This window comes from Rhodococcus sp. 05-2255-3B1, assembly GCF_002258545.1.
Classification (GTDB): domain Bacteria; phylum Actinomycetota; class Actinomycetes; order Mycobacteriales; family Mycobacteriaceae; genus Rhodococcoides.
Genome location: NZ_NOZC01000025.1, coordinates 1 through 10729, shown reverse-complemented (window position 1 = coordinate 10729; position 10729 = coordinate 1). Strand labels below are relative to the sequence as shown.

The window sequence follows — 10729 nt, the reverse complement described above, 5'->3', positions numbered from 1 at the left end:
GGTCGCGGGTTCGTCGGGACAGACCTCGGACTACCTCGGTCGCAGTGGCCGCGCAAACGGCTATTGGCTCAACGGCGGCGCAGGCGCACGGAAGGCCGTGTACTGGCAGACGGGGTCGGTCGATCGCTGGGAGCTGTCCACCACCGGCGAAGCGGAATCCGGATCGAACGCCGGAACGAACCTGGAATTGGTGAGCAAGGACGATGCGGGCGCTACGATCGCGACACTGCTCAAGATCACTCGATCGTCCGGCCTTCTGACCTGGGCAACCGCCCATATTTTCAACGCCGCAATCAAGGCGATGGGTGGGTTCGGTGCGGCGATCACGGCGAAGACAACGAACTACGCGGTGACCGCCACAGACCACACGATTCTCGCGAGCGGCACGATCACAATCACCCTGCCGTCTGCTGTCACCATCGGCGTCGGCCGAATTTTCAAGGTGAAGAACACCGGTAGTGGTTCGATTACGGTCGCTGTCAGTGCGTCGGGCGGAACAGTCGACGGCGCAGCCACGGCTACCCTCGCGGCGGGCGAGAAGGCGACGTACCAGACTGACGGAGCCAACTGGTTTGTCGTGTGATCTGTCAATCGAAGTAGGGGCTGCCGAGGTCGGGTTCGCTGTCGTACGGCTGGTCGACGTCGGCGAACCTGCCACTGCGGAAGACCTCGCGCTGCCACTGACCGCACCGGCCGCATCTGCGGTAGTGGACGTCGGTGTCGGTGGTCGATCTGTTGATTGTCCAGGTGGCCGGTCTGACTTCGCGGACCGTCCAGGAGTGCACACCGATGTGACACCGCAGCGCTTTCACGGCTGCGATTCGTTGCCGATCACAGCGTGGATGGGTCCGACTTCGACGTGCCGCTACCCGCCCATAACACCAACTATGGGCGCGCTGGGATACTCGTCGGCATGGCTGACGAACCGATCTTCACCCCGCCCGCCGACGAAGGACAGGCCGGATGGGTGCTGCTCCCGGACGGCCGCCGCGGCTACCGCTACGAGGGCTCGGACGACGTGATCATCCACAAGGAACCCGCAGGGGAGAAGACATGAGCGACTGGCATGAGGCCTTGGCGGCGTCGGAGCGTGAGCTGGGCGCGCGGTACGCCGCGGGATCCGACTCGCGAGGGCTCATTCAGGACGCCATAGAGCACTACATGCAAGCCTGCCTCTTTCATCTGGACGGGAACACATATCTCGGCGCGGGTGGCAACGACTCGAAAGAGATGGCCCGATTCATAGGTCGATGCCTGACCGCCGCGGGGTTCTCGGTAACGCGCTGACCTATCGGCTACGGCCGTCGAAGCTGCTGTCTGTGCACTCTTCCGTTATCGGCGGTGTGTAGACGACAGCGCCACACTCACGGCATGCGTGCGTCCTGTGGTGGTGGATCTCGCAGGAGCAGACCTGCGACCCGACGAGCACCCGACCGCCGCGCAACTCGTGACCTCGCGGGCAGTGCGCAGGTGCGGGCTCGGCCCATCTGTCACCGATCCGGTACAGCTCCACCATGCCTCCCGAACGTGAGTTCGGGACACGATCCAGGCTTCCCTTCCTGGCCGCGTCCCGCTGACCACAACATAGCAGAACTCGAACACCCGTGCGAATAGCTGCGTGAGGTGGTGGCGCTGATGACGGTTGTCGACTGTGTCTGGTGCCGCGGACTTGGGCGAATCCCTGCCGGTGAAATGCGTCATGGCAAATCGGTGTCGTCGTGGCCGGATCAGCAGTGTCCCGATTGCGTAGGTCTGGGCGTGCGCGAGCCGTCGCCGCGGCGTCGGTGGCCCAAGAACTGATCGGTGAGTATCGCCCGATCGCAACGCTTCTCAACAGGAGGAGGTGTCGCCCTGTGTGGTGGCAGATAGGCGGAGCGGTCGCACTCGCGGCCGTGCTCGCATCGAACGAATTCACGAGAAGGAGCACCATCATGGCAGTAGGAATCGAATCCGCCAAGGCCATCGCCGAGGTCCGCGAGGCAGTGGCCGCCGAGGTCGATCAGGCAGCAACGAAGATCATCGAGGCAACCGGAGCAGACGCGGACACCGCCGCCGAGATTCGCACGTTGCTCGCACCCGTCAAGGGGATCATCCCCGACGAGGCAGTCGAGGACGGTGCCGGTGATACGGGCGGCACTCTTGAGCCCGGTGAGTCCGGTGTGAACGACTCGGGTCAAACCGAGGCAGTGCAGACCGACGAGACCACGCTCTGACCTGATCAGGTCTGCGTGAACGAAGCCCCACCCGGAATCCGTTCCGGGTGGGGCTTTTTCGTGTTCGAAATCAGTTCCGCCGTACCCGTTTCGGGCGTACTGTGGCGAGAATCAGAAGCGGCCCCGGCCGGTGCGGGAACACCGATCGAGGCCTTGCCACCCACCAATCACATCATTGGAGCGTGACCGTGCTGAACGGTACCGTGCTGCACTCTGCAGCGCAGCCTATGCCCGTAATCGACCGCGAATTCTATGTCGAGTCTTTCTTGCAGCGCTGGGACGGGAACACCCGTATCAGTTACCGTGCAGACCTGTCGATGTTTCTACTGTGGTGTGACACAAACGGATTCGATGTGTTCGCGATCCGTCGTCAGCACCTCGAAATGTATATGCGGTATCTCTCCGACGAGCGCGGCAACTGCCCGTCGACCGTGCATCACCGCCTCGGCACGCTGAAACTGTTCTACGAGCTCGCACTCGATGACGACCTCGTGACGAAAAACCCTGCGCGCCTGCTGAAGATGCCGAAGATCCACCGATCCGTGAACGCGAAGGTGCACCTCGACCGAAACGAATTGCAGGCCGTGTGCCGCACCGCGTACGACTCCTCGCCCGTCGACTACGCGCTAGTGGTCATCATGGGCTACACAGGATTACGTGTCTCGGAAGTATGCGGACTCGACGTCGGCGACGTCCTGTCGTATTCGCGTGGCCACCGGATCATGGCGTTCGTGCAGAAGGGTGGGGCGCAGGCGATCGTGCCGCAACCCCCCGTGGTCATGCGCGCGATCGATGCGGTAGTCGACGGTCGCACGACCGGGCCACTACTGCTGCGGCGAGATGGGACTCGCATGACCCGGCGCTCCGCCGATCGTGTGTGCAAACGTGTTGCTCGCGCGACCGGAATCTCGATGAACGTCTCACCACATACGTTCCGGCACAGCATGATCGTCAACGCAATCGACGCCGGAGTTCCACTGCGTGAGGTGCAGCTCGCAGCCAGACACGCGGACATCTCGACGACCATCGGCATCTACGACCGCGGCCGCCGCAACCTCGATACCCACGCGTCGCACACGTTGGCGGCGTACCTCGGCGCGGTGGCGTGAGGAAAGGCTATGCCTCGCTCAACTGCATCCGCGAGGAATCGCCGTCGTAACTCCACAGCAGCTTCCACCCATCCCACTCGGCCGTCTGAGTACCGTCGATCGGCCGGGTCTCTTTGATCTGGAAGTCGACGTTGGACGGCGCGGAGGACTCGGTGAGGATGCACGTGTAAATGGCTTCTGTCGACTCGGTGCCCGGATCGAAGTTGTACTCGAGCGAAGTACCGTCCGTCGCCATGTCGAGCGTTGACGACGGTCCGCACTTGTCGACGATCTGTTGGGCGGTGACCCGTGATGGTTCCGGGTCGCCGCCGCACGCGGAAACGAGGAGTGCGAGCGGAACGAGACCGATGAGGATGCGTGTGTTCATGGCAACTGTGTAGCAGACTTTGCCGGAGCTGTTGCCATGGGTGGCGCACGTTGACGCGTCGGGTCATTCGTACGAATGACCCGACGCCGCTCTCGGTATGTACCTGGATTATCCGGTTTGCCGAGCCATCCGAAACGAGGCCGCGAGATCGGGCATCTCCTGTTCGGTCGCACGGACGGTCGTCAGAAGAGGTGCCGGCGCAGAGGCCGTCGTGGACTTCACCGACACCGAAGGATGAATGTCGGTGACATGCCCGGGTGGTCGGTGTGCGAGCAGGTAGGTCAGGTGTGTCACTGCCAGCAGTGACAGCGGCGGGACTGCGGCAACGAGAATGCGAACAGCGACGGGCAACTCCCCGGTGTACGTCGCGTGCAGTGAGTTGCCGGCCAGTGACAGGCTCGCGCCGATGCCGAGCAGGGTCCAGGCATACCAGCGGTGGTGGTCGAGGGCGACGACGGCGACGGTGGCGACGAGGACCAGTCCGTCGACGATAAGCGGCCACACCCAGGCTTGGCCGGCGGGGACGCCGGACCTCACGGCGAGATCCCGGAGTGCGGTGAAGCTGAGCCAGAACGCGCCGAGCGCGATGAGGGTGGTGCCGACCTTTGCCGTCGCGTCGGCAGGGCGGAAGTGGGGCATGGTTTCTCCTGTTCAGGCCGCGTCGGCGAGTGCGTTGACTGCCGCGCGGAGGTCTTCGTTGCTGGTGGCGAGGTAACGCTGGGTGGTGGCGACGTTGGAGTGGCCGAGGAGGCGGCAGACGATCATGATGTCGCGCCCGCACGCCCGGTACATCCGTGTGGCGAAGCGGTGGCGGAGCTTGTGCATGGTCCACCCGACGGGGAGGAGATCGCCGACGAGCTTGCCGACGTAGTGCGCCGAGATGTGGCCGTCGACGGCACCGGGGAAGAGGTAGCCGTGTCGGCCGAGGCCGTACGTGTGTCCGCCCGGTCCCCGCAGGATGTCCTTCGCCAGCTTGTCGGTGATCGGGACGGTCCGCTGCTTTCCTCCCTTGCCGTGCACGACGAGCTCGTAGCCGTCGAACGATTCGAGTACGTCGTCGGTGTGGCATTTGGCGACTTCCTCACGCCGCATGCCGACCTCGTCGGCGAGCCGTGCAGCCATGAGCTCACGCGGATCCGCGTTGACGATCAGCTGGGCCCACATGTTGTCGGGGACCGGTCGTGGTCGTGGCCTCGACTCGGAGACCTTGGGGAGATCGATCGCCGGGTTGGTCGTGGCGATACCGACGGTGATGGCCCAGTCGAAGAACTTGATCAGCGAGGACTTCAATCCGCGCCGGTGGTCTTTGGACCAGTTCTGATGCGCGGTGACGTGGACGATGTCGTCGGCGGTCACGGTGGCAGGAGAGTCGGACCCCAGTTTCCGGGCGACACCCCGGACGTGGCTGCGGCGGGTGCGAATGGTGGTGGCGGGGGCACCTGCCGAGATAAGCCACTCGACCCATCGGATAACGGCGTCTTCCCACTCTGTCGGCAAGGAATACATTTGCTTGTGCATTCTGTGACTGTGACGCAGATAACGGGCAGCGTGGTTGGGTTTCTGCACACTCGTCCCGGAATCGTCCCGTCGATCTAGCGTCGAATGCAGGTGTGTCACCGTCACGGTTACCTCACGCTGCCTGGGGAAACGCCAAGGTCAGGACGTTGTCCGACTGGTAATCGAAGGGTTCCTGGTTCGAGTCCAGGTGGGGGAGCGCAAGAAGAGCCCCTCACCTGCCAGATCAGGTGAGGGGCTCTTTCTGTATCAGGCCGAAGGTTGCCGAACTCAACACTTACCCAACACTTTGCCGCTCTGACGGTGCGAAAGTGTTGAGCGCTTCGGTCATGTCCGGGGCCGAGTTCATCCGCTGGATATAGTGTGCTTCCGTCACTGCGGTGTTGGCGTGACCGAGCTGAGCCTGTGCCGCCTCCACCCCGTACTGAGCCTTCACGAGTGTCGCCACGGTCCGGCGGAAGCTGTGGGGTGTCACCCAGTCGAAGTCCTTGCCGAGTGCACCCCGCCAGCACCGTCGGACGTTGGCGGGGGAAACCCAGTTGCCGGTCGAAGTGACGAAGACGGCACCGTTCGGGTTTTTGAACGTGAGGGCCTCTCGGCGTCGACGGAGGATGTCCACAGCGAACTTCGGGATCACGATCGTCAGCGGGGGAGCGTCACCCTTGCGGTGGGGCTGACGGATCAACTTCTCTCCAGCGGATCGGGGTTGCACGAGGGTCGCGTTCACGGCGATCGTCGGAACATCGGCGTCTAGATGTACGTCCTCCCACAGCAGGGCGAGCAGCTCCGATATGCGCACTCCGGTAGCCATCAACAGATCCATCTGATCCTGAAGGTCAGCACCAGGCTTCGGGCCGTACTTACTCCGCACCACACCTTCGGCATTCACCGTCTCGTGTCGGCAGTACAAGTCCACGGCGGTGCGGATGTCGGTTAGCTCCTCGAGAGTGACAGGACGGACCGGCTTGCGCTTGGGCCTCGGCACCTTGGTCTCTCGCACTAAGTTGTGGTCGATGAGGTCGAGTCGGGTTGCCGTGCCGAACATCCCGCTGAGAACGATGCGCGCCAGACGTGCACGGCTCGGCGCACGGACGGCGACGGAGCGCAGGAAGGCGTCTACGGCTCCTGCTGTCAGCTCGGTGATGCGCAGGTCTCCCAGGGCCTCTTTACAGACGCCCTGCCACGCAGAGCGATACAGGGACAGAGTGGAGTCACCTACCGAAGTGCTTGTCTGCTTCTCCGCCAACCAGTACTCGGCCAACTCGGACACGGTGGACCGCTTGGAGAGCTGTCCATCCTTCTCGCCCTCAGGAGTGACCCGTTCGACCAGCTTGGACTGAAGTCTTCTCCGAGCTTCGTCAGCCGAGGCTCCTGTGGCTTCGACCAGTCGGAGCTTGCCGTCGCGATCACGGATGCGTGCCTTGGCCACGTGGGACTTGTCGCGCTTCGTGGTGGTGATGACACCCCACTCACCGGGCTTCAAGCGTTCTCTAGCCATCCGAATCGTCCTTGAGGGGGTAGTCGACCGGCCAACCCGAGCTTCTGATGGTCTGAACCAGATTGGTCAGAATGGACTCGATGTCCTTGAGCGCCTTGCGTCCGATCTCTCGCTCACCTTCGTGCGAGGCAAAGGACTGCCGACGCGCACGATCGGCCATCTCCTTGAAGTGGACGTACTCTCTGGAGTTCTCAAGCCGGTAGGCCCCTCTGGCGCTATCGCTGAGGCTTTCTCGGGGGATTCGCTTCTCGCCGGAGACCCATCGCACTGCGTCGATCGAGGGCATCGTCTCTCCAGGGAGAAGCTCTACTGGCCCATCGGGGACGTTGGGGTATAGGAGGGCCATTGGGGACGTTTCGAGCGCCGCTGCAATCACGATCACCTCTGCGACGGACAACACGCTGCCCCGATGACCGGAGTCCAGGCGAGCGATCACGGTGGACGGGATGTGATGTCCCAGTTCGGCTGTGCGCTCCGACAGCCACTTGGCCGAACGCTTCCCTCGCCACTCCTTAGCGGTCAGTCCGAACCGTCTCACCAGCTCTTCTGACCACTCTCGAGGCTCGCCTGCATCGTCATCGGTTTGCGTCATGCGCAGAATTCTACGTCATTTCTTGCGCATGGACGATCCTCTACGTACTGTTGCGTGCAGCAAAGAAAACGGCACGGTAAGTTGTGTACGAGGAAGAGGATGGCATGAACACGTTGGAGAAAGACCTGATGACGGTCGATGACCTGATTGAGCAGACGGGTCTGGGACGAACAAAAATCAACGACTTGCTCAAGCGGGGTGAACTGGCCTCGCTGAAAGTTGGCGCTCGAAGGCTGGTACGCACTTCCGTGTACATCGATTGGCTGGACTCGCTTGAGTCCAAGAACAACTGATGCACGAAACCGGCCCGCTTGGGTCCTTTGGCTGCATCCGACAGGGGAGCAGGACGGACTAGTTCTCTCGTGATCGTCCCGGTGTCGGGTGCATCTTGCATTGCAGCATCCAAGGTCGACGCCACGCCGTTCGTAGCTCTCGAGTCCCCTCTCTATGCCCACAAAGCAAATCGTGATCAAGCTGAGGGAACGGCAAGCTGACCTCAAGATGAGAATCGCGCAGGGTGCTGTCGGGAGCTAATTTTGATCATAGGCAGTCATGGCTGGTCGTGGACGGTGTCGCTCACGGATCTACCCACGGGCTGTTTCCCATCAAGGCCACTCCGGTCAGAAGGTCCGAGGGCTGTGCGAACCGGCGGTGCTGCAATCAAAAGACTCTCGGCTCGGAGTCGGGGGCTCGATGGTTAGTAATCCGAATAGCTGAAGCTGTCTTCTGGGTAGGCGAAGTAGATAGGAGGGGACGTGTTCTCGTCGGTCTGAGTGTTTTGCGTGATTGCGTCCAGGCCGTCGAACCCCATCGCCCTGTCGAAGAATGAGTCTCTCAAGACTGGGCTGGAGCCCAGAAAGAGGTGGCAGAAGCGCTGTGCACCAGGGATGCGAGCGACCGCGTGGTCGGCGGTGCTTAGCTCATAGTCGCGTTTAGTCAGTGTAGGTAGATCGATAAACCTAGCCAGGTCTTGCGCTGCGACAACCCAGCTCCAGTGCGCAAACCAGGGTTGAAACCTGATGTGGAGCGGCGACCGTGCGATCTGAGTTGAGACCGGCACGCTTCCGCGGGAACTTGGTCCACCGCAGCTTGAGCACTGTCCTCTGGCGTCTCCGTCGATGTGGCAGTGCCTATTCCATGGCGTGGCGTGGCGCGGTCGGCTTGGAAAGATGTAGAACACGGGCCGCGGTCTTGCTAGGTACCCACGAAGCTGATCAACTCGGATCGGAGAGTGCCAGGGTTTCAACGGGTCGGCTCTGCGGTCACTGGTCGTGCCCTTGCACTCAAATACGAGTACTCGTCCAGTGTTTGGCGCGAAATAATGGTCTACCGCTCCCGGCTTGGAATTGGTGGGTGACCAGATCAAGCCCGTGGGGAGCGCGGACAGCAACTCTGCTGCCAGAAGGGAGTCAACGGTGCGTTCCGGGATCAATCGGACCTTCGACATAGCGGAACTCTGCCTCACTTCTAACTTCTTAGTCGGTGATGGGGTTTGCAAGCAACGCCCGAAGCTCGCTTGGTGTCCTCCACGTAGGGCCACGATGCAGCATCACGTGACAGTTTGCGCAGACAACGACGAGGCCATCCAGTGTGGTCTCCACCGGCCCTGATGAATGAAGCGGTACAACGTGATGGACCTGGACATACCCAGAACCGAGGACACCATATGTCTGCTCGAAGTCGAATGTGCAGACCTCGCACGCCAGACGTCCATGAAGTGCCCGCGACTTGAGTATTTTCTCTTGGCGCAGTTTCGGATCACGTTCCCTTACACGGATAAGACGTTCCATCACTCGGCCCTCGACCGCCACCGGCTCGTCCTCGGCCTGGAACATAAAGTCCTGGTCTTCGCGTCGTGCCAAGCTCCCCGCTTCGCGAAGTTCGACTGACGCATGGTGGTGAAAGATGGGATATGCAAGGTAAGCGCTGACCACTTCTCGGGTTGTGCGCCCGCCCTTCGTCCTGGCTCGTGAGTAGGCCGGGTGAGCGGTCATGATGTCGGTGGTCTTCCTGGACACGCCATTGACGTTCCGAAATTCCGGATCGTTTAGCAACACGGCACTTGAGACCTGGGCGCGGAGGAATTGCGACAGTTCGACGACCTGCGGGCTTGTTGGTCGCAACTCTTTCCAGTCGTTCTGCGCCACCAAATCGCAGGTGAGCAGTATCTCGTCCCACTTCCAGTTCGCCATGCCGCCAATGTAGCGGCGAGGCAAAAGGACGGTTAGCGCCGGTTCTCGCAAGTCAGGCGGTTTGAAGCCTGTGTTGACCGCCGCACGGCCATCATGTCGCCTGCGCGGGGTGTGGACATCATGTGGTTGGCTTTGATCGACGGTTCCCGCTGCGGGTCCTAGGCAGGGCCGATTGATAGCCCGTCGGCCCATAGGTCGACTGGGGACTTGTGCTTGTCCGGCGTACACGCTCTCCGGTAGTACCACGATGCCGAAGCGGGCGTCCGTTGAAGCGCTGACACACACTTCTCAAAATTTCGAGAAGGACGTTACTGTTGCGCGAATGCAGGAGGAGTTCACTAGTTATTACGTCACCATTGCGACTGTTACGGGTGCCCTCTTTGCAGTGCTCTTCGTCGCGTTGCAGGTTGGGTTCGAGCGATGGCGAACGACGGCGTTGCGCACATACTCGGCGTTTTTCACGCTCGCTGAGCTTGCTGCTCCGCTCTTCGTCAGCCTGATCGCTCTGTTGCCCAACGTCGACAAGTGGTGGCTGGGAGCTCGCATCGTAGGCGTTCTTGGCCTGTGCTTCGTTGTTGCATTCATCGTACTGTTCGTCAGCGCGGCTTGGCGGCGTCTTCCACTCGACTATTTGGACAAATGGCAGATTGTGGGCTCCACTCTGCTGTCTGGATCGGCTTTCGCAGTGTGGGTCTGGAAGAGCTTCGCGGGCGACGACGGTAGGGCTTGGGTCGCCGCTCTGTGCGTCTGGCTTGCAATGTCTGGAATTACTGAGGCTTGGTTGATCTTGATCGGGTCGCGCCCACAGCCCGATAGTTCACCCCAGAAGCCCGAGTTGGTTTGGCAGGCGAACGGCTCGGCGCTTCCATTGGGGGCAGGCGAGCATTCGCTGATCTATGTGAGCGCCATCCCCAGGTCCCAGTGGAGACGACCCGACCTGTAGCCCGACAACTGCCGGTGGGAGTTGTGGATCAGCTCCGAGATGGTGTTAGTACAGCCATGTGATCGATGCACTACTCAGACAGCCTTCTTCCCGTCAGTGCTCCGGCTGGGGCGTCAGCTAGAGCATCTGCAATCGCTGTCCGAGTAAGCAGTGCCTCGCACGTGTCCTGGAACTTCCTGCGCGCTACCTCGGCTTCGCCACGTATCGGTGGACGACCTCACGTGTCGGTCTGTGTACGACCTGACGTGTCGGTGTCCGGCAGGTTCATGATGCCGGTGCCTCCACTGGTGTGACAAGCCC

General features: G+C 61.7%; 14 protein-coding genes. 7 read left to right on the top strand and 7 right to left on the bottom strand.

Annotated features, from left to right (window positions below; translation table 11 throughout):
- Positions 1–583 (top strand): hypothetical protein (locus tag CH249_RS27955; protein ID WP_218830222.1); only part of this gene is annotated, 583 nt, incomplete at its 5' end.
- Between the two features lie 4 nt (positions 584–587).
- Here CH249_RS27955 and CH249_RS14405 read toward each other — a convergent pair.
- Positions 588–812, bottom strand: coding sequence for a hypothetical protein (locus CH249_RS14405; RefSeq protein WP_094682972.1), 225 nt, complete (start codon positions 810–812; stop codon positions 588–590).
- 101 nt (positions 813–913) lie between these two features.
- Here CH249_RS14405 and CH249_RS27950 point away from each other — a divergent pair, with 101 nt between their 5' ends.
- The 4 genes from CH249_RS27950 to CH249_RS14390 all read left to right on the top strand — a co-directional run bounded on the left by CH249_RS27950 (position 914) and on the right by CH249_RS14390 (position 3322).
- Positions 914–1057, top strand: coding sequence for a hypothetical protein (locus CH249_RS27950; RefSeq protein WP_179273190.1), 144 nt, complete (start codon positions 914–916; stop codon positions 1055–1057).
- Positions 1054–1287, top strand: a complete 234-nt coding sequence (locus CH249_RS14400; protein ID WP_094681745.1) for a hypothetical protein — start codon at positions 1054–1056, stop codon at positions 1285–1287. The genes CH249_RS27950 and CH249_RS14400 overlap by 4 nt, the downstream gene beginning before the upstream one ends.
- A gap of 644 nt (positions 1288–1931) precedes the next feature.
- Entirely contained in the window at positions 1932–2213 is a 282-nt protein-coding gene (locus tag CH249_RS14395) for a hypothetical protein (RefSeq protein ID WP_143544477.1), read from the top strand.
- Positions 2214–2596: 383 nt separating this feature from the next.
- Entirely contained in the window at positions 2597–3322 is a 726-nt protein-coding gene (locus CH249_RS14390) for a tyrosine-type recombinase/integrase (RefSeq protein WP_373453516.1), read from the top strand.
- Between the two features lie 7 nt (positions 3323–3329).
- Here CH249_RS14390 and CH249_RS14385 read toward each other — a convergent pair whose 3' ends face one another.
- From CH249_RS14385 to CH249_RS14365, 5 genes are all read right to left on the bottom strand, one after another.
- Positions 3330–3689, bottom strand: a complete 360-nt coding sequence (locus tag CH249_RS14385; protein WP_094681742.1) for a hypothetical protein — start codon at positions 3687–3689, stop codon at positions 3330–3332.
- Between the two features lie 108 nt (positions 3690–3797).
- A complete protein-coding gene (locus CH249_RS14380; protein ID WP_094681740.1) occupies positions 3798–4328 on the bottom strand; it encodes a DUF2637 domain-containing protein in 531 nt (176 codons plus the stop codon).
- Positions 4329–4340: 12 nt separating this feature from the next.
- On the bottom strand, positions 4341–5045 hold the full coding sequence (locus CH249_RS14375) for a tyrosine-type recombinase/integrase (RefSeq protein WP_256988313.1): 705 nt from the start codon (positions 5043–5045) through the stop codon (positions 4341–4343).
- 436 nt (positions 5046–5481) lie between these two features.
- Positions 5482–6702: a site-specific integrase gene (locus CH249_RS14370; protein ID WP_094681739.1), complete on the bottom strand. Its 1221-nt coding sequence runs from the start codon at positions 6700–6702 to the stop codon at positions 5482–5484.
- The gene (locus CH249_RS14365) at positions 6695–7294 is read right to left on the bottom strand and encodes a hypothetical protein (protein WP_094681738.1); all 600 of its coding nucleotides are present in this window, start codon (positions 7292–7294) and stop codon (positions 6695–6697) included. Before CH249_RS14365 ends, CH249_RS14370 begins: the two co-directional genes overlap by 8 nt.
- Before the next feature lie 104 nt (positions 7295–7398).
- Here CH249_RS14365 and CH249_RS14360 point away from each other — a divergent pair, with 104 nt between their 5' ends.
- The gene (locus CH249_RS14360; RefSeq protein WP_218828391.1) at positions 7399–7587 is read left to right on the top strand and encodes an AlpA family transcriptional regulator; all 189 of its coding nucleotides are present in this window, start codon (positions 7399–7401) and stop codon (positions 7585–7587) included.
- Between the two features lie 1182 nt (positions 7588–8769).
- Here CH249_RS14360 and CH249_RS14350 read toward each other — a convergent pair.
- Positions 8770–9486, bottom strand: a complete 717-nt coding sequence (locus CH249_RS14350; protein ID WP_179273188.1) for an HNH endonuclease — start codon at positions 9484–9486, stop codon at positions 8770–8772.
- Positions 9487–9808: 322 nt separating this feature from the next.
- On the opposite strand from CH249_RS14350, the gene CH249_RS14345 reads away from it, so the two are divergent.
- Positions 9809–10429: a hypothetical protein gene (locus CH249_RS14345; RefSeq protein WP_094681733.1), complete on the top strand. Its 621-nt coding sequence runs from the start codon at positions 9809–9811 to the stop codon at positions 10427–10429.
- The last annotated feature ends 300 nt before the right edge of the window (positions 10430–10729 follow it).